The sequence below is a fragment of the Prevotella sp. E13-17 genome (assembly GCF_022024035.1).
GTDB lineage: Bacteria > Bacteroidota > Bacteroidia > Bacteroidales > Bacteroidaceae > Prevotella.
This window is the reverse complement of sequence record NZ_CP091787.1, coordinates 3,051,252-3,073,811: the sequence shown is the minus strand read 5'-3', so window position 1 is coordinate 3,073,811 and position 22,560 is coordinate 3,051,252. Positions and strand designations below refer to the sequence as shown.

19 protein-coding genes and 1 tRNA gene are annotated in these 22,560 nt (G+C 51.5%); 6 read left to right on the top strand and 14 right to left on the bottom strand.

All coding sequences use genetic code 11. The features are described 5' to 3' along the window. Positions 1 to 10: 10 nt before the first annotated feature. The 14 genes from L6472_RS12330 to L6472_RS12265 all read right to left on the bottom strand — a co-directional run bounded on the left by L6472_RS12330 (position 11) and on the right by L6472_RS12265 (position 15,916). Entirely contained in the window at positions 11 to 2,836 is a 2,826-nt protein-coding gene (locus L6472_RS12330) for a pitrilysin family protein (RefSeq protein WP_237805535.1), read from the bottom strand. 99 nt (positions 2,837 to 2,935) lie between these two features. Then, positions 2,936 to 4,528, bottom strand: a complete 1,593-nt coding sequence (locus L6472_RS12325) for an RluA family pseudouridine synthase (protein WP_237805533.1) — start codon at positions 4,526 to 4,528, stop codon at positions 2,936 to 2,938. Between the two features lie 6 nt (positions 4,529 to 4,534). Next, positions 4,535 to 5,230, bottom strand: a complete 696-nt coding sequence (locus L6472_RS12320) for an NAD-dependent deacylase (RefSeq protein WP_237805531.1) — start codon at positions 5,228 to 5,230, stop codon at positions 4,535 to 4,537. Positions 5,231 to 5,250: 20 nt separating this feature from the next. Next, positions 5,251 to 5,321 (bottom strand) — tRNA-Gln (locus tag L6472_RS12315). A gap of 94 nt (positions 5,322 to 5,415) precedes the next feature. After that, a complete protein-coding gene (locus L6472_RS12310; protein ID WP_237805529.1) occupies positions 5,416 to 6,738 on the bottom strand; it encodes a TolC family protein in 1,323 nt (440 codons plus the stop codon). 12 nt (positions 6,739 to 6,750) lie between these two features. Further along, a complete protein-coding gene (locus tag L6472_RS12305) occupies positions 6,751 to 7,869 on the bottom strand; it encodes an efflux RND transporter periplasmic adaptor subunit (protein ID WP_237805527.1) in 1,119 nt (372 codons plus the stop codon). A 21-nt stretch (positions 7,870 to 7,890) separates the two neighbouring features. Continuing rightward, complete coding sequence (locus L6472_RS12300; protein ID WP_237805525.1) at positions 7,891 to 9,132, bottom strand: ABC transporter permease; 1,242 nt, start codon at positions 9,130 to 9,132, stop codon at positions 7,891 to 7,893. A gap of 6 nt (positions 9,133 to 9,138) precedes the next feature. Beyond that, positions 9,139 to 10,377: an ABC transporter permease gene (locus L6472_RS12295; RefSeq protein WP_237805523.1), complete on the bottom strand. Its 1,239-nt coding sequence runs from the start codon at positions 10,375 to 10,377 to the stop codon at positions 9,139 to 9,141. Further along, a complete protein-coding gene (locus tag L6472_RS12290; RefSeq protein ID WP_237805521.1) occupies positions 10,361 to 11,020 on the bottom strand; it encodes an ABC transporter ATP-binding protein in 660 nt (219 codons plus the stop codon). Before L6472_RS12290 ends, L6472_RS12295 begins: the two co-directional genes overlap by 17 nt. Positions 11,021 to 11,102: 82 nt before the next feature. Continuing rightward, on the bottom strand, positions 11,103 to 11,462 hold the full coding sequence (locus tag L6472_RS12285; RefSeq protein ID WP_237805519.1) for a GntR family transcriptional regulator: 360 nt from the start codon (positions 11,460 to 11,462) through the stop codon (positions 11,103 to 11,105). Beyond that, positions 11,459 to 12,343: a hypothetical protein gene (locus L6472_RS12280; protein WP_237805517.1), complete on the bottom strand. Its 885-nt coding sequence runs from the start codon at positions 12,341 to 12,343 to the stop codon at positions 11,459 to 11,461. The genes L6472_RS12285 and L6472_RS12280 overlap by 4 nt, the downstream gene beginning before the upstream one ends. 19 nt (positions 12,344 to 12,362) lie before the next feature. Beyond that, positions 12,363 to 13,181, bottom strand: coding sequence for an ATP-binding cassette domain-containing protein (locus L6472_RS12275; RefSeq protein ID WP_237805515.1), 819 nt, complete (start codon positions 13,179 to 13,181; stop codon positions 12,363 to 12,365). Between the two features lie 152 nt (positions 13,182 to 13,333). After that, the gene (locus tag L6472_RS12270; RefSeq protein ID WP_237805512.1) at positions 13,334 to 15,025 is read right to left on the bottom strand and encodes an ABC transporter ATP-binding protein; all 1,692 of its coding nucleotides are present in this window, start codon (positions 15,023 to 15,025) and stop codon (positions 13,334 to 13,336) included. 3 nt (positions 15,026 to 15,028) lie between these two features. Continuing rightward, a complete protein-coding gene (locus L6472_RS12265) occupies positions 15,029 to 15,916 on the bottom strand; it encodes an NAD kinase (protein ID WP_237805510.1) in 888 nt (295 codons plus the stop codon). 156 nt (positions 15,917 to 16,072) lie between these two features. On the opposite strand from L6472_RS12265, the gene L6472_RS12260 reads away from it, so the two are divergent. The 6 genes from L6472_RS12260 to L6472_RS12235 all read left to right on the top strand — a co-directional run bounded on the left by L6472_RS12260 (position 16,073) and on the right by L6472_RS12235 (position 22,249). Continuing rightward, positions 16,073 to 16,642 (top strand): DJ-1 family glyoxalase III, encoded by a 570-nt coding sequence (locus L6472_RS12260; protein ID WP_237805508.1) that lies wholly within the window; start codon positions 16,073 to 16,075, stop codon positions 16,640 to 16,642. A 6-nt stretch (positions 16,643 to 16,648) separates the two neighbouring features. Then, complete coding sequence (locus L6472_RS12255; RefSeq protein WP_237805506.1) at positions 16,649 to 17,302, top strand: 2-C-methyl-D-erythritol 4-phosphate cytidylyltransferase; 654 nt, start codon at positions 16,649 to 16,651, stop codon at positions 17,300 to 17,302. A gap of 7 nt (positions 17,303 to 17,309) precedes the next feature. Then, a complete protein-coding gene (recG, locus tag L6472_RS12250) occupies positions 17,310 to 19,406 on the top strand; it encodes an ATP-dependent DNA helicase RecG (RefSeq protein WP_237805504.1) in 2,097 nt (698 codons plus the stop codon). Positions 19,407 to 19,544: 138 nt separating this feature from the next. Then, on the top strand, positions 19,545 to 20,135 hold the full coding sequence (locus L6472_RS12245; RefSeq protein WP_237805502.1) for a C40 family peptidase: 591 nt from the start codon (positions 19,545 to 19,547) through the stop codon (positions 20,133 to 20,135). A gap of 14 nt (positions 20,136 to 20,149) precedes the next feature. Then, positions 20,150 to 21,181 (top strand): CapA family protein, encoded by a 1,032-nt coding sequence (locus L6472_RS12240; RefSeq protein WP_237805501.1) that lies wholly within the window; start codon positions 20,150 to 20,152, stop codon positions 21,179 to 21,181. Positions 21,182 to 21,307: 126 nt separating this feature from the next. Then, positions 21,308 to 22,249 carry a M23 family metallopeptidase gene (locus tag L6472_RS12235; RefSeq protein ID WP_237805499.1) on the top strand — a complete coding sequence of 314 codons (942 nt, stop codon included), beginning with the start codon at positions 21,308 to 21,310 and terminating at the stop codon, positions 22,247 to 22,249. Positions 22,250 to 22,560 lie beyond the last annotated feature (311 nt).

Here is a 22,560-nt window from a genome sequence, read left to right as displayed (position 1 = left end):
CTTCAGTGGCTTACTTGGCCTCGGGGGTCATGATCACTTCAATGTGATTGCCGCTGCTCAATATCTGATTCTTGATAAACTGGCTGAGCGCCTGAGGTGTCAGTGCCTCAATGGCTTTCTTATAGTTGGTGTGGATGTCCAGTCCGTACTCCTTCCAGGTGACGATGGCGTTCATCCAGTAACCGTTGTTCTTTGCCTGAATATCGGCATTCTTCAGCATGTTCTCCTTAATCTGAGCCAGATCGTTGGCGTCAATCTCCTTAGAAGCCTTCTCGATGCCTTCGTGCAGCAGACGGACGGCAATCTCTTCCTTGTCGGGGTTCATGGGGCAATAGGCCTGCAACTGCATCATGGGAGTAGAGCCGCTCAACGAGAATTGTCCGCCAGCACCGCATGAGTAGGCAGCGCTCTCTTCCTCGCGGATGGTGCGCAGATAGAGCATTGACAGAATCTGTCCGGCAGCATCAAGCTTCACAATGTTTTCGAGCGTATAGGGCGCATTGGCTGTCCACAGTTCAACGGCGGTAGCTTTGGGCGAATCGCTCTTCTGTGTGAACTTATTCACGATCTTGCCGGTGGCGATGGTCTGAACGTCCTTGAACTTATCAGCCTTGCCTTTGCCGGGCAGTGAGGCAATGTATTGCTCAACGAAAGGACGAATCTGCTGCTCATCGAATTTACCTACGATGACGAAAGTGAACTGAGACGCATTCTTGAAGCGATCTTTGTGAATCTCCAGGATGCGGTCGTAGCTGATGTTCTTTAGGTCTTCTACTTCCAAACTCTGGAAACGAGGATTGTGGCAGTAGATGGTGTTGGTCAGCGAGTCGTTGTAAACGGCATCGGGAGAGAGATGCTTGTTCTTCAGTGCCATTTCCAACTGAGTCATCAGGTTCTGGAACTGCTTCTCGTCTTTGTTGATGGCAGTGAAGTAGAGATACATCATCTGGAACATGCTCTCCAGATCCTTTGGTGTAGAGTGGGCAGTAACGTACTGGCGAGTAAGTCCCAGTGTTGCATCAGCATTGACGTTCTTGCCTGCGAGAACCTTGCTGAGTTCTGTGCTTGAGAAGTTGCCAATGCCACTATAGCCAATCACCTGGTCAAAGACTTTCAAGTTGGCATAGTCGGCCTCGCCAAAGAGTGATTTGCCACCCATGGCAAATGCTTCCAGTCGAACCTCGTCATCCTTATAGTCTGTAGGCTTCAGGATAACAGTAGCACCATTCGACAGTGTCAGCTCCTTGTAGCCAAGGGTCTTGTTCTCGCTTTCTTTCTTAATCTTTCCAGCCTTTGGCAACTTTGCCATCAGAGGTTCGTTCTTGACATTGTCAACATAGGCGACGAGTTCTTCGGCACGGGCCTTAGCCACGGCAGCCTTCATGTCGGCCTCGGTGGGGTAGGTGAGTCCATCGGCTTCACGTGCCCACTCCATCACGACAAGGTTCTTGTCGCTATCGCTGATGAGCTGAGGCAGAACCTGATTGACAACCTCTACGGAAATGTTGGGTGCAATCTGGTTCATGATCTGGTAGAGCATCTCGATAGAGGGGATAGGCTCGCCTGCCAGATAGTTGTCGCGATAGTCATCGCCGTATTGTGCATTGGTAATCTTGGCACGGTTGGTGTACTGCTTCTCCAGCGCACTCAGGTAGTCGGCCTTGGCACGCTCGTACTCAGTAGCGGCAAAGCCAAACTTTGCCACACGACGAGCTTCGCGAACCATCGTGTAGAGGGTCTCCATGTCGCGGCCTTCCTTGGGCACACCCATCATCTGGAAGGCTGCTTTGGTCTTGGCCAACAGATAGTCGTCGTCATCGCCAGAAACCTGAAGGAAGGGGCAGTTGGGATCCTCGGCCAGTTCGCGCATACGCGAGTTGAACATCTGTGCAACAACACCCTTGATATATACCTCGAGCAGGTAGTCCATGTTGACCTTCTCCTCGGGCAGTGTGGCGTTGTGTTTCATAAACAGGATGATGTTGTTCATGCGCATCTCCTTGTCCTTCTCGAAGACAAAGATGGGGTCTTCGTTGTCGGGGACTTGTTCGGGCACTACCTGAGCAGCGTTTGCTGCAACCTTGATGCCGCCGAAGTACTGCTTGACCATGGCTTCGGTGTGGTTGACATCGATGTCGCCAACTACGATGATAGCTTGGTTGTCTGGGCGGTACCACTTCTGGTAGTAGGCACGAAGCGTAGAGGGCTTGAAGCTGTCGATGACGCTCATCAGTCCGATAGGCATGCGCTCGCCATATTTCGAACCAGGATAAATCTTAGGCAATGAACGGGTAATCATGCGCTGTGAGGGACCTTCACCCAGACGCCATTCATTGTGAACCACGTCGCGTTCCTTGTCAATCTCGTCTGCTTCGAGTGATAGACCGCATGACCAGTCCTTTAGAATCAGCAGACAAGAGTCGAGGGCTGCCTGCCCTTTAGTCGTGGGAACGTTGCAGACACGATATACGGTCTGGTCGATAGAGGTATAGGCATTCAGGTCGCTACCAAACTCAACACCCAGCGAGCGGGTAAAGTCGATGATGCTCTTGCCGGGCTTGTTGGGGAAGTTCTCTGATCCATTGAAGGCCATGTGCTCAAGGAAGTGGGCCAGTCCACGCTGCGTCTCGTCCTCTTGGATAGAACCCACGCGCTGAGCAATGTAGAAGTTTGCTACATGCTCGGGCCATTCGTTGTGACGGATGTAGTAGGTCAGACCGTTGTCCAACTTACCAATTCGCACCTCTGGGTCAACGGGAATGGGAGGCATCTGTTGAGCCACCATTGTCATTGCACCGAACATTAGGAACAGTGCACTAATGAATAATTTTTTCATTTTTACTTGTTATTAAATAGTATATTTGTAGCAAAGGTAGGTATTTTCCTATGAATTGATATTGTTAGATGCTTTTAATTAATATTTTTTATATGTTGATTAAAAGGGAACAGGTGCACAGAATGTGAGCTTTTCGCTTGTTGTGGGGTGGGTGAATGACAACTTTTCTGCATGTAGATAGAGACGGTCGGAGGCTTGTCCGTAGAGGTTGTCGCCCAGGATGGGGGCGTGAAGTCCTTGATGATGAGCACAATGTACGCGCAGCTGATGGGTGCGACCTGTGTGGGGCACCAGTCTCAGACGGGCTGTACGGTCGTTCACGGAGAGCACCTCGTAGGTGGTTAATGCGTGCCGACCGTGCTCAAAGTCCACCAACTGGCGTGGACGGTCGTCTATATCGGCACGCAAGGGTAGGCAGAGTTGTCCTTTGCCAGGTGTAAAGTGGTCCTTTGCCTGGACTAGCGCAATGTATTCCTTATGCGTAGTACGATTGATGAACTGCTTCTGCAGGTGGTGATAGGCCTTCAGGGTAAGGGCTGCCACCATGATGCCCGAGGTGTCCATGTCCAGTCGGTGCACGATGATAGGCCCTTCTGCCTGAGGATATCTTTCCTTGAGCAGGTCATAGACAGACACAACTGCAGTCTTTCCGGGTACCGACAACATGCCTGAGGGCTTGTTGACAACCACAATGTCGGCATCGGCATAGATGATGTCCAGGGCGGATGCCTCTGCCGATGGTGTCAGTTGCTCCACCTCCAGTCCTTGAAGCATAAAGGAAAGGATGGGAAGACACTTGCCTCGACAGGCCGGATAGTACTGTCCGTGGTGTCTTATCTCCATCTTTGGCGATGCTCCCTGCCAGAACTCCGCCATGCAGAGCGGACGAAGATGATGGTTGAGGGCATACTGAAGCAATCGGGGCGCACAGCACTCGCCGGCTCCTGATGGAGGAACCCCCTGTGATGTGGGGGCAAAAATGTCTAAGAGTGATTGGCGTTCGCCCTGTCCATTCAACATGATGAACTGGCCGAACAACCACTGTTGCAGTGCGTCAGAGCGACGCTTGCGTTCTTGTTTTAGTTGGTTAATCTGGTCTTCCAATGGCGAAAGGGCCTGTTCGGCTTCTGCGATGCGATCTTTCCAGCGCCCTTTCAGTCTGCGCAGCTCGGCCTTTTGAAACTGACTCTCGCGGGTCATCGCCTCTGTTCGAATGGGTGCCGCTGCGCGCTGTTCCTTCGATTTGCGCATCACTTCCTTATAGTCGTTCACCTCAACATCGGCCAAGGTCTTCAGTCGGACTATCTCTTGTCGCAGATGCAAAAGTTGATAACTGTTCTCCAGTGTCTCTACCTGATGGTTGATAGCTGTGATGGCACCTTCTTCCTGCTTGAAATAGCTATCGGGTTGCAAGTAGTCGAAGACTGCCGGCACAAACCAAGGCCAGTCAGCCCGTCCGCCCAATTGTCCGCTATAGGCAGCGATAAAGCCTAATTCGCCTTCCATGTTCTGGCACACCAGTACGCCAAACATCTTGCCTGCAGCAATCTCCTCCTGCCAGTCTTCTATACCTTTTATGTATATAGAAACCTGTTCCGCGGCCAATAGCGACAACGGATGAGGCTGATAGTCAAACGGATTGTTCAGCTTGACGGGCGGTTGAAGATTTGTGTTTAGTTGGTGGAAACGCACGGTGGGCTATCTCATCAACAGTTCGCTCAGTTCCTGCATGCCTGCACTTGCGCCTTTCTGTATCTGTTTAACTTTGGCTCCAGCGCTTACAGGGTTGGGGTCAATCAGGTAAACAGGAACGTCAGGACGTACATAGTGAAGAAGACCTGCTGCGGGATAAACGTTCAGACTGGTGCCAATCACAATAAAAATGTCGGCACGCATGGCCTCTTCGGCAGCAATGGTGATGTTGGGAACGGCTTCGCCAAAGAAAACAATGAACGGACGAAGCAGCGAACCATCGCCAGCCTTTGTGCCTGGCTCAATCTCGCAGTTGTCGGGTGTCAGCGTCTGCTGGTAGCGTGGGTCGTCAACATCGCGGCTTGAGCATACTTTCATCAGCTCGCCATGCAGGTGAATGACTTTCGAAGAGCCTGCCATCTCGTGCAGGTTGTCCACGTTTTGCGTCACCACGGTGACGTCGTATTTCTCTTCTAATTGTGCAACCAGCCGATGACCTTCGTTGGGTTTAACGCCCCAGCACTTCTTACGAAGCATGTTGTAGAAGTTTGTTACCAACGTCGGATCAGCCTCCCATCCCTCGTGTGTAGCCACTTGGGCAACGGGATATTCCTCCCATAAGCCATCAGCATCACGAAATGTGCGGAGTCCACTCTCCACCGACATTCCTGCACCCGTCAAAACAACGATTTTCTTTTTCATAAGTTTCCTCCTGTATGAAGTTGGACGACTCGGATTCGAACCGGGAATGACAGAACCAAAACCTGTAGTGTTACCATTACACCATCGTCCAAAAAATAAAAAAAACAGGCGATTCTTCTTGAAATCGCCTGCAAAGGTAGCGCTTTTTTGCGATACTACCAAATTTTATTCACTTTTTTTACGTCCTACAGCGACAGCTCTTGTCCGCGGTAGAAGAGTATCAAGGCTTGCTGATACAGGTATTCGTAGCGCGACTGCGTGAGTTCGCTTTCTGCTTTCAGGTAGTTGTTCTTGGCCTCGTTGAATTCGGTCAGCGTGGCTTTACCCTGTTCATACTTAGCCTGTGTCAGCAGAAAAGCGGTCTCGCTGCTTTCGCGTGCCTGATTGCTGCTGCGCAGTTTGCTGTTGTCAGCAACCAAATTGTAGTACACTTGCTGAATCTCCTTGTAGAGTGTCTTCTTCGTGTTGTCCAACTGTAGTTGCTGACTGTTGCGCTCCAACTTGGCAGCGCGGATATTGTTGCGTGTCTGAAAGCGGTTGAAGATGGGGATGTTTAGACTGAAGCCCAGATACTGGCTAAAGTTGTTTTTAATCTGTTTGCTGAAGGTCTCGGCAGGGAAGCCCGAAGTCTTGTAGTAGTTGGAGCCAAGACCGGCACTGAAACTGAGTTGAGGATAGAGTCCTGCCTGTGCAATCTTGATGTTGTTGTCTGTTGAACGCAGGCGCAGTTGCTGTGCCTGAATCTCGGGCTTGATGGCCAAGGCCTCGGCATAGATGTCATCAGGTGTGATGCCAATCGGCTCTGCGGTTGGTGTTGCCACCTGTGGACGCTCCACCATAAAGCCATCAGGACTTTCCAGTTCTAGCAGTTGAGTCATCGACAGCAAAGCCAGTTGCAGGTTGTTGTCAGCCTGTGTAGCTGTCAGTTGGCTCTGCGCAAGTGTTGCTTTCTGTTGGGCCAGTTCTACCTCGCTCACCTTTCCTACATCGAGCAAGGCCTGCAGTCTGGCCACCTGTGCCGAATCAATGCTGATTTGTCGATGGGCTACGTCCGATAGCTCCAGGTCGTAGAGTATCTGTACGTAGGCCTGTGCCACCTGCATGCGGATGTCGTTGCGTGCTTTCTCCAGGTCCTGTGTGGCTGCTTCGAGGTTCAATTCGTTCAGTCGGATGTTGTTAGGAATCTGGAATCCCGTAAATAGCGGAATACTTGTTCCCAGCGAGAATGAGGTTGAAGACGTGTTCGTGTTGGTGTAGGTGTTCTCTGCCGTCAGTCCACGACCGAACGAGAAATTCTGACCTGCGCTGGCGCTCAAGTCAGGCAGTCGCGAATTGCGGGCTGTAGATAACTGCAGTTCACGCTGGTGGCGCTGGTTCTCATACTGTTTTACAGTGATGTTGTGCTCCACCGCATAGTCGCAGCACTGGCGCAGGCTCCATGCCTTTTGGGCATTCATGGGCAGCGACGCAGCGGCGAAGAGTAGAAATGCTATGCTTTTGTTCATCATCTTCATGTCGTTTTATTGTTCTTCAGCAATCAGTTGCGGACCGCGCACCTTCTGTTTGGCGGTGAGGCCCTTCTTGATTTCAATGTTCACACCATCGCTCAAGCCCGTCACCACAGGCTGGCGCTCGTAGGTCTTCTGCTTGCCCTCACCCTTCACCACATAAACGAAGGTGCTGTCACCGCTGAACTCGATGGCACTCTCGGGGATAGCCAGCACCTGCTGAGCCTGAGCCAGCACAATTTCTGCATTGGCAGAGTAGCCCGAACGCAGACTTTGTCCTTCTTGTTTCTGCGTGGGCAGCATGACGGCTGCTTTTATCTCAAACTGGTTGGCGCCATTGCTCTCTGTCGCTTTTGGTGAGATATATTCCAGCGAAGCATCGAGTTGCATGTCCTGTAGAGCGCCGATGGTTATCTTCATAGGGATTCCAATAGAGAGCAGGCCCACCTCGGTCTCGTCGATGTTGCCACGGAAAATCAGATCTTTCATGTTAGCCACCGTAGCGATGGTTGTTCCATCGTTGAATGTGTTAGAGTTGATGACCGAGTTACCCACCTTTACGGGGATGTCGAGGATGATGCCGCTGATGGTTGAGCGAATCAGCGTTGACGATGCCGAGGCATTCGACTTTGACACACCATCGCGTACCACCTGCAATGCATCGATGGCAGCCGCATTCTCCTCCTGAGCCTGCTTCAGTTGCTGACGACTTTTCTCAAACTCCTCGTCGCTGACCAGTTTCTGGTTGTGCAGTGACTGTGTGCGTGAAAAGTCTTTCTCCACCTGCTTCAGGTTGATATCAGCCAGTCGTACACGGCTCTCTGCGCTAGACAGCTGGCTCATGTCTGGTATCACCTTTACTTTGGCAATCACCTCGCCTTGCTGTACAAAGTCGCCAGGCTCCTTCATCAGTTCAGCAATGATGCCGCTGATCTGAGGCTTCACGCTCACCTCGTTGCGTGGTTCTATCTTACCAGTGATGATCGTTGTCTTCTTCAGGTCGGTTGTTTCAGGTGTAAACTCTGTGTAAACCACCTCTTTGGGTTGGCTTTTCTGCCAAAGGAACACAAAGGTTCCGATGAATATCAGTGCGATGATGCTCGCAATGATGAGTTTCATGTACTTTTTCATAATCTTTATGTTTTATTGTTTTTATTCGTCTCTCATTGCATCTACGGGTTTGATGCTCATGGCACGTGCTGCAGGAGCGATACCTGCTAATACGCCCATCATGGCGATAGCCAAGGCAGCCATGATGGCTGTCCAGAAGTCCACCTGGAAGTGGGCACTCACAATACCGTCTTCCGTATTGCCCATCTCTAGCATTTGCAGGATAAACACGGCAAAGAGAATGCCGCTCATACCTGCCACCAGCGTCAGCACGATACTCTCTGCCACAATCTGCGACAGGATCATTCTGGGTGTGGCACCAATGGCGCGACGTATTCCTATCTCTATGGTGCGTTCGCGCACGGTCACCAGCATGATGTTCGAAACGCCGATGGCACCGGCCAGCAGTGTGCCCAATCCCACGAGCCATATCAGGAAGTTGACACCGCGAAACAGCGAGTCCATCATTTGGAACAGCACTTCGGTGTTGAACACCATGATGGCCTGTTCGTCGTTGGCATCGATGGTATGTGCTCTTCCCAGAGCCTCGCGGATACGCGGGATGATGGAAGTCATCACCACGCCTGGTCGTCCTGTGACGGCAATCATGTCCACCGTGTTACCGCGGTTATAGACCTGTTGCATCTGGGTGATAGGCAACAGCAGTTTTGAGCCGTCGCTACCCGTCATGCCTCCCGATGTGTTGTAGTCCACACCAATCACCTGGTAGTAGATGGAGTCCACGCGGATGAACTTTCCGCAGGGGTTGCCACCGCCAGGGAACAGTTCCTTGTATATCTTCTTGCCAATGACGCACACCTTGCGTTTCTGGGCGATGTCCATGTCGTTCAGAAAGCGTCCGTAGAACATCTTCGGACTGTTGAAGAACTGATATTCAGGTAGCACGCCGTTCACGTCGATAGAAGTTTTTCTGTCGGCATAATAGGCCGAACCACCATTGCCGTAGAGTATGGGCGAAATCACGTCGAGTTCTGGCACGCGCTGGCGCAGTCGCTCCGTGTCTCTGTATTCCATATTCCAGTAGCGTCCTTTGCGGAAGCCCTTGTATGCTTTCGACGTTGGCTGAGCCCATACAAGAGCTGAGTTTGTGGCAAACCCTTCAAAGTTAGAGTTCAGCAGTTCCTTCAATCCTTGTCCTCCGCCTATCAGCGATACCAGCATGAACACACCCCAGAAGATGCCGAAGCCAGTCAGCAGCGAACGACTCTTGTTGCGGGTCAGAGTGTCAAGGATTTCACGATAGTTGTCTAAGTCTATTCTCATAAGTTCTTAATCTGCTCTAAGTGCTTCAATAGGTCTGGTCTTTGCAGCCTTCAGTGCAGGAATCAGTCCCGCAATGGTGCCGGCAATAATCATCACCATGGTTGCCTCGATACAAATGTCGATGCCCACGGTAGGGTTGATGAACATGGACGCCTTAAACAGTCCGGCATCTACCTTCGTATGTCCTATTGTGGCATCCATATATTCGCAGGTGGCCACGCCCAGAACCATGCCGATATAGCCAAAGAAGGTGGTGATGATGATACTCTCGGTGATGATCAGTTTCAGGATTGCCCACGGCTTGGCGCCGATGGCCTTTCGGATGCCAAACTCGTGTGTACGTTCCTTCACGGTGATCAGCATGATGTTCGAAACGCCCACGATGCCGCTCAGCAACGTAAACAAGCCTACAATCCACAGAGCCATCCTCATGATGCCGATAGCTTTGTTCATCTGCATGTTCTGCATGTGTCTGTTCCAGAGCCAGATGGCACCTTCGTCTTCAGGGTGTACCATGTGGTTTGCATTCAGGCGCTTGCGGTATTTCTTCTCAAAAGCCTCGTTATCGTTCTCGGTGTCCAGTCCATGGAACGTAAACTCAATGTTGCCGGCATCACTACTGTTGGTGCCAAAGATACCCTTGATGGCCGTGTATGATGAGAAGATATAGGGCTGTCCGTTTTCTTGTTCCTTGTAGATGCCTACAATCTTAAACGAGAAATTTCCCAGGTTGATATTGTCACCCAGTTTGGCTTCCAACTCTTTGGCTTGCTTTTCGCTGATCACCAGCACCTTTCTCTTCTCGCGGATGTCGATGGTGTTGATGAATCGACCCTGCGTCATGTCCACTTTGTCAATGCGGATATGGTTTGGATACACGCCCATGACCTGTGGGTACAGGTACTGAGAACCATGACTCACCAGTGGGCTCACGCGATATTGAGCGCCGACCTCGTCGATAGTCTCGTTGAATTCCTTGTCGGTAGTGGCAATGTCGCGTTGCTGCAACTGAATCCAGCGTCCCTCTTTCATGCCCTGATAGGGCTTTGATGTCGATCCTCCGAAGACAACCATCGAGTTCGACAGGAAGCGGTTGGTTTGCAGCAGTTGTGCATTGATCAGTCCGTTGCCTGCACCCAACAGCACAATCAGCATGAAGATGCCCCATGCCACTGCGAAACCTGTCAGGCCGGTGCGCAGCTTGTTGCGTTGCACCGTTTGCCATATCTCATTCAATAACTCCATCCTTGATTCTAATGATTCGGTTGGTTTGTTGTGCCACGCCAGGGTCGTGCGTCACGATGACCTGCGTGATATGTTCCTCCTTGTTCAGGTTCTTCAGCAGTTCCATCACCTCTACGCTGGTCTTCGAGTCCAATGCACCCGTAGGTTCATCGGCCAGGATAATCTTTGGGTTTGTGATCAGGGCGCGTGCAATGGCCACGCGCTGCTTCTGTCCGCCCGAGAGCTCGTTGGGGTAGTGTTCAGCCCAGTCCAGCAGTCCCAGCTTCTCCAGATATTCCAGAGCCAGATGGTGGCGCTTCTTCCTGCTCACCCCCTGATAGAACAGGGGCAGCTCTACGTTCTCTACCGCCGTCTTGAAGTTGATCAGGTTGAACGACTGGAAGATAAATCCAATCATGTGGTTACGATACTCTGCGGCTTTTCTCTCCGACAGGTTCCAGATGCGTGTGCCCGCCAGTTCATAGATTCCCGAGTCGTAGTTGTCCAAAATACCTAATATATTTAATAAGGTGGACTTACCCGAGCCGCTGGCTCCCATGATGCTGACAAACTCGCCTGCTTCGATGTCGAGATTTATGCCCTTCAGCACATGCAATGGCTGTGCACCGAAATAGGTTTTGTTGATGTTCTCTAAGTGTATCATTCGATTCTTTATAATATTCGTTATAATGATATGACGTCATAACGAAGTATCGTTTTCATTTTTTTCTTAGACGCACGCAATGTCAGGTTTGTTGCATATCATACGCCTCTTTAACATCTTCTAACGTTATACCCAGCAGTTGCATCTGTCGGAACAGTTCCGGAAGTTGTTCTTTCATAAACACGTGCTTGCGCTCCTTCAGGATCTGTTTCTTCGCCCCTTTAGTCACAAAGTAGCCCAGTCCCCTTTTATTATATATAATGTTCGCACGAGCCAGTTCATCATAGGCCTTCACGGCGGTGTTGGTATTCACCTCCAGCAGTACTGCGTACTCACGCACCGATGGGATGCGGTCGTCATCCTTGTACTTATCGGCCAGTATTTCATCGCAGAGCCTATCGGCCATCTGCAAGAATATTGGTTTATCAGAATTAAATATCATACGTTCAACCATTTATTGTTAATCACCTGTATGCGGCAGAAGAGTTTAAACGAAGCCCAGTAGTGAGCGGCAATGATTAGCCAGCCACCCAGAATGGCGAAATAGAAACTGGGATTATACACAGCACGCATTATATCGATAGTTCTACCATCACTTAGTTTGTAAACCTCGCCAGTGGGTTCATAATACCATAAATTGAAGTCTATATTATCCCATCCTATCTGCGCAAACAGTATCATCAGAAGAATAACAACAGTAGCAATCGTAATACTAGTCGACAGGAACTGAAAGCGACGGAATAGCGTACCACCTATAATATAGAGGGAATGGAAGTAGAACATCCAAGTAACAGCCATCAACATTTCCTGCCACTCAGGCCCAGAAGAGAAGTATTTTCCATACAAAGGAACACCCCACACAAAAACTCTTCCTGTAATGGCATCTATCAAGACGCGCAATGCATCAGCTGCAACGATGGAGACTACTGTGATAACAGCCATCAGAATAATGGAGTGAAGCAGACTGATGATGTATTTTTCACTATTAGACACGGGCCAGAGTAAATAGGCTGAGCGTTTACGCGTGTCCTTCATCTGTGCAAACATATAGCTGGCACCAAAGAGCATAGCAAAACCAAAGAATATTATGCAGAAACCTGTTGTCTGAGTATACACAAAATGAGTATATTCTGTAACCAATTTTTCACCTTGATAGAGTTCTTCCATTTTTGAATAGCTCCAACCAGCTACACGGGTAAAGAACAGGTTAGCAACAAACATCACCAACGTGTAGATGCCAAAGATGCGAATCCACGACTTACGTGATACGAGGAAGTGGCACTTCAGTGCCTGACTAAATCTTTTTATATTGAAGTTTTCCATTTTTCTATTCGGTTTTTAGTTAAAACTTTGCTTGGGTAATACAGTTAAACAATAGTTCAAGGTTGACCTGCGTCTCAGCATCTCCCTCTTTGCGCTTAGCAACGACGGCATTACCCTGAAGCGTAGGTTCGGCATAGAGCACGTCAGCATCCATCTGCTGTGGTGTGCGATATTCAAAGACATACTTCTCTTCTATTTCCTGCATAGATGCATTCAGCAGCACGCTGCGCTGGTCGAGAATCAACACGTGGTCGAGCAACTGTTCTACATCGTGCACCTGGTGGGTAGAGATAATCACCGTACGGTCGTCTGTCATGTGCTGTGCAATAACCTTGCGGAACTGCGACTTAGAAGGAATGTCCAGCCCATTCGTAGGCTCGTCCATCAACAGATACTGCGTATTGGTAGCTATTGCAAAGGCAATGTAGGCTTTCTTGCGCTGTCCCATTGAGAGTTTTCCCAGATGCACATCCTCGGGCAATTCAAAGTCAGCCAGACAGCCCTTCAAAATCTCTTCCGAGAATTGAGGATAGAATGGCTTGTAGAGTTTCACATACTCAGAGAGGTGGATTGCAGGGAGTTCAAACTCCTCAGTAACCAAGAAGATACGGCTCAACATCTCTGCCTGTCGCTTGTAGGTGGCAATGCCATCGCAACTCACGCTACCTGCAGTGGGGCGCAACAAGCCAGAAAGCAGGTAGAGCAAGGTTGATTTACCAGTACCGTTCTTGCCAAGAAGACCATAGATACGATTTTCCTCCAGCGTCAGACTGAAGTTGTCAAATACCAGACGCTTCTGTCCGGCATACTTAAAGTTAATGTTGTTTACGCTGATCATACTTATTTTATAACTTAAAAACACTTCAGTAATAGTGTACCAGTTTAATAGTACACTGCAAAAATAGATGTTTTGATGTTACCAACCAAATATTTGGCCGATTATTTTACGTAATTAACAAAACTTTAACAAATCCACCTTATTTATTATTACTATTGACCAATGGTGATAACCTGGTCGCAGTAATTTATAACCGCGGTGCGGTGAGTCACGAAGATAACGGTGCGACGATGGTCGCTGAGAATGTTTTCAAGTACTTTTCGTTCAGTTTCTGTGTCAAGTGCGCTGGTAGCTTCGTCCAGCAGCAGGATGCTTCCCGGTCGCAGCAGTGCACGTGCAATAGCAATGCGCTGTGCTTGTCCCTCGCTCAGTCCACCGCCCAGTTCCGAGAAGTGCGTGTCTAGTCCTTGTGGTAGCTCGTTGATAAAGTCGGCACAAGCCTTGCTGAGTGCTTCCCTCATAGCCTCGTCGGTAGCCAGTGGGTTTCCCAGCTGCAGGTTGTCGCGCAGCGAACCGCTCAACATCGTGTTGCCCTGTGGCACATAGATAAAGTTGCAGCGATGCAGCGGTGACAGTGATGTGGCTTCGTGGTGGTCGCCATAGAGAAGAATCTCTCCCTGTTGAGGCTTCACCAGCGCCAGCAGCAGTCGTATCAGTGTGGTCTTTCCCGATCCAGTCTCGCCCATGATGGCCGTGCACGTTCCTGGTTTGAAGTCTGCCGAGAAGTTGTCCATCGCAGGTTGCTGTCCGTCGGCACCATAGTTGAATGTCACCTGTTCGAAACGGATGCCGCAAGGTGCCGGCAACATGATGGCCTCTCCCTGCTGCTCCTCCGGTGTTTCCTCCAGTTCCATCAGTCGTTCGGCGGCAGTGAATACGCTGACAAAGGCAGGCGCCAGTCGGGTCAGCTCGCGTGCAGGTCCCTGAATGTGGAACACCAGTTGCAGGAATGCCGTCATACCACCAAAGGTCAGCGTGCCACTCTGCATGCGCAGGGCGCCCCATAGAAACGCTATCAGGTAGCCCAGCGAGAAGCCGACGTTCAGAAACAGATGACTCGTCACCGAGAATGCCGTGCGCAGGCGTACCCATCCGCGCAGCATCGTCTGCGTGTCGCTCAGTCGGTCCAGTATCAGGTTGTCGGCCTCCATTGTCTTCACCAGCATGCGGTGCTGCATAGTCTCGGTCAGCAGGCTCTGCACCCGGCTGTCGCTGTCGCGCACCTTTCGTGAGAAGCGGCGCATCTGCGTCACGTAGAACCGGCTTATCAGGATGAATATAGGCAGTATGCCCACCGTGATGCATGCCAGCCATACATCCATTTGTAGCAAGTAGAAGAAAGCACCGATAAACATAGTAATGGTCGAGAGCACCGAAGGCATGGTCTCGGTGAGAAACTGCACCACCGTCTTCACGTCCTGTTCCAGTCGGCTGATGACGTCGCCCGTGTGCATGGCCTCACGTCCGCGCCATTCCGAGCGCAGCAGCCGTGCCAGCATGTGCTGTTGCAGTCGGTTCTGCGCTTTCACACCGAGTATGTTACGTACCCATACGCGCGAGATGCCAACGGCAAACTCGCCCAGTATGATGAGTGCCATCAGTCCCACGGCCCAGTAGAGTGCCGTTCTCTGGTCTGTATCGGTGGTGTAAACATGTGCGGCAATATCGATGGCACGCTGCATGGCCCATACCGAGAGCAGACTGAAGCCCACGCCTACCAGTCCGATGGTTGCGTTCATCGAAGCCTGAAGTCGGTTGCCCTTCAGTGCCCGCCACAGCCATCTGAATATCTCTTTCGTTGTGTAGTGGCTCTCGTTTTTATGCAGCAGCGTGAATAGTTTCATGGTTTAGATTCTGCCGTCGGCTCCCCACATCATTTTTTCGCGTAGCATCGAGAAGTAGTGCGTGCTGTTGCGCTTCACCACCTTTATCTGATAGGGCGCGCGCGAAAGGCGCAACGTAGTACCCTCTGGCAGTTTCTCTGCCTGACCGTCGATGGCCACGAGGAACGTATGACTGCGACTGCTCACGGTCAGTTCGATGGTGGCCGTGTCTGGCAGTACGATAGGGCGCACATTCAGTGAGTGGGGCGCCACAGCCGTCATGAGCATGACGCCCGTCTGTGGTACAATGATAGGACCACCGTTCGACAGTGAGTAGGCTGTAGAGCCCGTTGGCGTCGAGACAATCAGTCCGTCGGCCTGATACGTGGTGAGATATTCGCCGTTGACCGAGGCCCGTATGGAAATCATAGATGCCGTGTCGCGTTTCAGTATAGCCACATCGTTGAGCGCACAGTTATAGCCCGTCAGTCTCTCGCCGTCGGTGTGCACCTGTATCAGTGCGCGGTCTTCCACCCGGTATTCGCCAGTGAACAGCGCCTTGAAGCACGACTCCACCTCGCGTGGCGATATGTCTGCCAGAAATCCCAGTCGCCCCATGTTCACACCCAGTATAGGAATCTGCTTGTCGCGCACCCTGCTGGCCGTCTTCAGCAGTGTACCGTCACCGCCCATCGAGATGGCGAAGTCAGCCTCGAAGCTACAGCCGTTGAACGTCTGGTAGTTGCGCACATCGATCATCTCCGAACAACAAAGAAAGTCGTAGTACTCCTCGTCAATAAGTACGGTGGCGCCATATTCCTGCAAGGTGGTCAGCACCTGGCGGATGGCAGCCGACTTGGCGTGTTGGTAAACGTTGCCGAAAAGAGCGAAACGTAAAGGTTGTTGTGGCATATCTTCATTCGTTTTGTTTTTGCAAAAGTACAAAAATAATACATAAATTGTCATGAAATGCGGTTTTTTATCGAAAAAATAGGCATTATTGCGGTTTTTTTGTTAACTTTGCTCCATCAAGAAGTTGAAGTAGAAGTTATATTGAACTATAAAGATATGGCAAAAGTATATGTGTTTCTGGCCAACGGCTTTGAGGATGTCGAGGCCCTGATACCCATCGATGTGTTGCGTCGTGGCGGTGTGGAAGTAGTAACGGTGAGCACCACTGGCGAGGGCCAGGTGGTAGAGAGCTCACATCACGTGCAGTTCATTGCCGATGTGATGTTCGAGAGTTGCAATTTTTCTGATGCAGACCTGTTGCTGCTTCCTGGTGGTATGCCGGGTGCCAGCAATCTCTATGCCCATCAAGGTGTCAGAGAGGCAGTGCTCCGCCAGCACGAGGCCGGCAAGCGCTTGGCTGCCATCTGTGCAGCTCCGGGTGTAGTGTTGGGCCAGCTAGGCATCCTGAAAGGTAAGAAAGCCACGTGCTATCCCGGTTTTGAGCAGTTGCTTGAAGGCGCTACCTATACTGCCGACCTTTGTACCGTAGATGGTACCATCACCACGGGCGAGGGCCCTGCCGCCGCATTCCCCTTTGCCTACGAGCTGCTGTCGCAGCTGGTTGACCAGCAGACGGCCGACCAGATTGCCGAGGGCATGCGTTTCAAACACCTGATGCAGCGCTGATTGGTTATGGACTACATCATCATCGTAGCAGGCGGTAAAGGCTTGCGTATGGGTGGCGAGGTGCCCAAGCAGTTCCTGCCCATCGGCGGCATGCCCGTGTTGATGCGCACGCTGAAGCGCTTCCGCGACTATTCCAAGGATCTACAAATTATCCTCGTGTTGCCCAAGGCGCAGCAGGACTACTGGCGCGAGCTTTGTGCCACCTATCAGTTTGACGTGCCCTATCTGTTGGCCGACGGCGGGCAGACCCGTTTTCATTCCGTGCAGAACGGCTTGGCTCTGATTCCCGATGACGCACAGGGCGTTGTCGGTGTGCATGATGGCGTGCGTCCTTTCGTCTCGGTCGAAGTGATTCGTGCCTGCTATGAGACAGCGCGCATCCACAAGGCGGTGATTCCCGTCACCCCCGTTGTCGAAACCTTGCGACATGTGGGCGAGGGTAATGTCTATCGTGCCGACTATCGTCTGGTGCAGACACCGCAGACCTTCGATATTCAACTGCTGAAGGCTGCCAACCGTCAGCCTTATACCGAGTCTTTCACCGACGACGCCTCTGTGGTTGAGGCCTATGGCGAACAAGTGACCATGGTCGATGGCAACCGCGAGAATATCAAAATCACCACACCTTTCGACCTCAAGATAGCAGAGACGCTGCTATAACCAAGCCATGAACGGGTTTCTCGAACAAGACATCACCTACTTGCCGGGCGTTGGTCCCAATCGCAAGAAAATGCTGGGCAAAGAACTCGGCATCGAGACCTTTGGTGACTTGTTGGAGTATTATCCTTATAAATATGTGGATCGCAGCCGTGTCTATCAGGTGAGCGAACTCACTGGCGATATGCCCTTTGTGCAGGTGGTAGGTCGTATCCTTAGTTTCGAGACCTTCGAGATGGGACCGCGCAAGGAACGTGTCGTGGCCCACTTCAGCGATGGTACAGGCATCATGGACCTGGTGTGGTTCAATGGTGGCCGCTATGCCAAACAGACCTACAAGATAGGTACCGACTATCTGCTGTTTGGTCGTCCCTCGGTTTATGGCAACCGCATACAGGTGCAGCATCCCGACCTCGATGACGCCAGCAAGGTGGACACCTCGGCTATGGGCATGCAGCCCTACTACAACACCACCGAGAAAATGAAAAAGGGAGGACTCAACTCGCGGGCTGTGGAGCGACTCACCAAGACGCTCATTGAGAAGATGCCCCCGCTGCCCGAGACCATCCCCGACTTTATCATTGCACAGCATCATCTGATGAGTCGCGATGAGGCTGTGCGCAACATCCATTATCCCCAGAACAGTCGCGACCTTGAGAAAGCGCGGGTGCGCATGAAGTTCGAAGAGCTGTTCTTTGTCCAACTGAACATTCTTCGCTATGCCAGCGACCAACGTCGCAAGTATCGCGGCTATGTGTTCAATCGTATTGGCGACATCTTCAATACGTTCTATCACCAGAATCTTCCTTTCCCACTGACAGGCGCTCAGAAGCGTGTCATGCATGAGATACGGCGTGACCTGAGCAGCGGCCGACAGATGAACCGCCTGTTGCAAGGCGATGTGGGCAGTGGCAAGACACTGGTGGCCCTGATGACCATGCTCATAGCATTGGACAATGGTTTTCAGGCTTGTATCATGGCACCCACTGAGATCTTGGCCGAACAACATCTTGCCACCATCAGGGCTTTCCTGAAGGACATGCCTGTGCGGGTAGAGCTCCTGACAGGTATGGTGAAGGGCAAGCAGCGCGAAGAGGTCCTGGCAGGACTTCTCGACGGCCGAGTGCAGATTCTGGTGGGTACTCATGCTGTCATTGAGGACTCCGTGCAATTCCGCCAGTTGGGCATTGCAGTGGTCGATGAGCAGCACCGCTTTGGCGTGGCTCAGCGTGCCAAACTGTGGGCCAAGAGCGCCAACCCTCCTCACGTGCTGGTGATGACCGCTACCCCCATTCCCCGCACGCTGGCCATGACGCTCTATGGCGATCTGGATGTCAGCGTCATCGACGAACTTCCTCCAGGACGTAAGCCCATACGCACCACCCACGTCTTCGACACCCGCATGACGACCCTCTACGACGGCATCCGTCAGCAGATTCGTCAGGGGCGTCAGGTCTATATCGTGTTCCCGCTCATCGAGGAGAGCGAGAAGATTGATCTGAAAAATCTGGAACAGGGGTTCGAGGTGCTGCGCCAGGCCTTCCCCGAGTTCCGCCTGAGTCGCGTCCATGGCAAGATGAAAGCCAAGGAGAAGGAAGACGAAATGCAGAAGTTTGTCAGTGGCGAGACACAGATTCTCGTTGCCACCACCGTCATCGAGGTAGGCGTCAACGTGCCCAATGCCTCGGTTATGGTCATCCTTGATGCTCAGCGTTTCGGCCTTTCGCAACTGCATCAGCTCAGAGGCAGGGTGGGTCGTGGTGCCGATCAGTCGTATTGCATCCTCGTCACCACTTATAAACTCAGCGAGGACACCCGCAAGCGCATCGACATCATGTGCGAGACCAACGACGGCTTCCGTATTGCCGAAGCCGACTTGAAACTGCGTGGCCCCGGCGATCTGGAGGGAACCCAGCAGAGTGGCATGGCCTTCGATCTGAAGATAGCCGACATTGCCCGCGACGGACAAATCGTGCAGATGGCACGCGACACCGCACAGGCTATCATCGACGAGGATCCCACCTGTCAGTCGCCCAAGTTTCAACTGTTGTGGGATCGCCTGAAACAGTTGCGTAAAACGAATATCAACTGGGCAGCCATTTCCTAACATGCAGAAAATGAATAAACTAAAAGATGTTAAGTCTTATTAATTTGTCGTGTTTCTGTATGTTTTTCTCATTTTTATTTATTATCTTTGCATCCAGCATAGCCCAAAACAACCGTAAGCTCGATTAATTTATAGAGAATGAATAAACTTATATTTTGCACCATTTTTAGTTTCTCATTATCCGTCACAGCCGTGTTCGGACAGACCACTAAGTCACAACCCCTGACCCTCGAAGAAGCCATGAGTGAGGTGGAGGACGTGTATGAAGTGGGCGCCGACGAAGAGATAGACAACTTCGACTTCCTCTATAATGGCAAAGAATCCTTCAAATACGACGGAACGATGATAGACAACCTCATGAACGAGGCCTATAAGCACCTTGGTGCCCGCTATCGTCTTGGCAGCAAGGGCCCCAATACCTTCGACTGTTCAGGCTTCACCAGCTACGTCTATCGTCAGAACAATATGAATATCGGCAACTCTTCTCGCGACCAGTATGCGCGTAACATCCCTGTGAAGCGCAGCGAGATGCAGCCCGGCGACCTCGTGTTCTTCACCAGTCCCCGCTCGGGTCGAGGTGTGGGCCATGTGGGTATCGTCATCGATTACGATCCTGTCACACAGGTGTTCACCTTCATTCATGCCAGCACGAAAGATGGCGTGAAGGTCAGCAAATCGACCGATGGCTATTATAGCCGCCGCTTCGTAGGCGTACGCCGTGTGCAGTAGTGCACAATAAGAATATGATAAAATCGATCTTTACCACCCTTACTGTCATGGCTGCCAGCTTGCTGAGCAGCCATGCTGACACTTTAACGGTCGCTATGGTTGGCGACATCATGATGGGCACGACCCATCCTTCCGTGATGCTCCCTGCCAACGATGGTGCCAATCTCTTCAAAGACTCTAAATCCATTCTGCAACGGGCCGACTTGGCCGTGGGCAACCTCGAAGGTGTGCTCTGCGATGGTGGCACCAGCACCAAGAGCGGGGGCCCTGGCAGCTATTCCTTTCGCATGCCCACCAAGTATGCTCCCCGGCTTAGGGAGGCCGGTTTCGACTACCTGAGCATGGCCAACAACCATGCCAACGACTTCGGACTGGAGGGCATCGAATCTACCGAGCGCTGCCTCGACGAGCAGGGCATCCTCTATTCCGGCATTGCCGGGCGTAGGGAATGTGTCGTCTTGCAGCGTCATGGCCGGAAAATAGGTCTTTGTGCTTTCGGTCATAACCACTACACCGTGCGCCACATCGATTTTAACAATGTGGCCCGCATCGTTGACTCGCTGGTCAGCACGTGCGACATCGTCATCGTGTCGTTCCATGGCGGTGCCGAGGGGCGCGACAAGTGTCATCTTCCCAATGGCCCCGAATCCTTCTTGGGCGAGAATCGTGGCTCTATTCGTGAGCTGGCACACTTCTGCATTGACCATGGCGCCGACATCGTCTATGGCCACGGCCCTCATGTGATGCGTGCCATCGAGGTCTATAAGGACCGCTTCATTGCCTATAGTCTGGGCAACTTCTGCACCCCGTATAATGTAAGTCTTGTCGGCATATCCGGACAGGCCCCCTTGGTGGTGGTGGGCATCGATGAAAACGGCCGTTTCCTGCGAGGCTGCATCTATCCCATGACACAGACGCGGGGCATTGGTCCGCGCCACGATAAGACGGGCAACGTGATCAAACAGTTGCGTATGCTCAGCGAGTGCGATGTGCCTCAAAGTCAGGCAAATATCAGTCAAAAAGGATTAATTCTATACGCGAAATAGTGTAAAAATGCGCTTTTTATGTTAAAAGACCCCAAAAGATACCGTGTTTGTTTGGGAGTAAAAGAATTTTTTTTGTAACTTTGCAGCGTAACTTTTTGTACACATAACTTTACTAATCAAGAAAGAATGTTTAAGACTATAAAAAAAATAGCCCTTGTGGCATTAGCTTCCATCTCTGTGATTCCCGCTGCTGGTCAAGATCTGTTGGCCAGTCAGGCACCTATTGATCGCAAGATGAGAGCTATAGACTCTATAGCACTGCAGCGCATGCTCGACTACGAAGTTTACGAGTCGCCCGCAGCCAGCCTCTACAACGATTGGAACAACCGCTATGCCCATCAGGCAACACAGTTGCCCGACTCGTTCCGCATCAACCTGCGAGACTTCTGCATGCCAACCAACAGCCGCATCATCACCTCTAATTTCGGTGCCCGTTGGGGCCGTCAGCACAAAGGACTGGATATCAAGGTGTACATTGGCGACACCATCCGTGCTGCATTTACCGGTAAGGTGCGTATCGTACGCTATGAGCCTAAGGGCTATGGCAAATACGTGGTCATTCGCCACGCTAACGGACTGGAGACCATCTACGGTCACATGTCTAAACATCTGGTTGCCGAGAACCAAGAGGTGCGCGCTGGCGATCCTATCGGTTTGGGCGGCAACACCGGTCGCAGCACTGGTTCACACCTGCACTTCGAGACCCGTCTTTGTGGTGTAGCCCTGAACCCAGCGCTGATGTTCGACTTCCGCAATCAGGACGTCACAGGCGATACCTACCTCTTCCGCAAGAGCACCTACAATGCCGAGTCGGCTCAGGCCACTCGTCTGCGTGGCACCGGTGGTGAGTATCGTGGTGGCGATGGTCTCGAGGAGAACATGAACAATGCGACGGCCAGCAAGCGCCAGAACCGTGAGGTGCAGTCGGCTCGCTATCACAAAGTGGCAAAGGGCGAGACCCTTTCGGCCATTGCTCGCAAGCATCGCACCTCGGTGAATGCCATCTGCAAGCTGAACCGCATCAGCACCAAGGTGCGCTTGATGCCCGGACAGATTTTGAAATACTAATCAGTTATCATCCATCCAATATGAAAGAGCAAGCATTTCGAGGCTTGCTCTTTTTTTATTACTATCTTTTGTGGTATCTTTAGCATCCCTTTTGAAGGCCAAGAGTGGCAGTTCTAAGGTATAGAACGGTCGGTTCTAAAGTCTAAAACCAAAACAATTGTTTCTATTCCAGCCCCTGGAACGCCTGTTTCTAGCCCCTGGACTGACCGCGTCCAGCCCCTAGAAATGACCTTTCCAGGGGCTGGATGCGGAGTAAAACTTACCGAATTGCATCGCAAAAGCAAAGGTATTGCATCGCAAAAGCAAAGGTA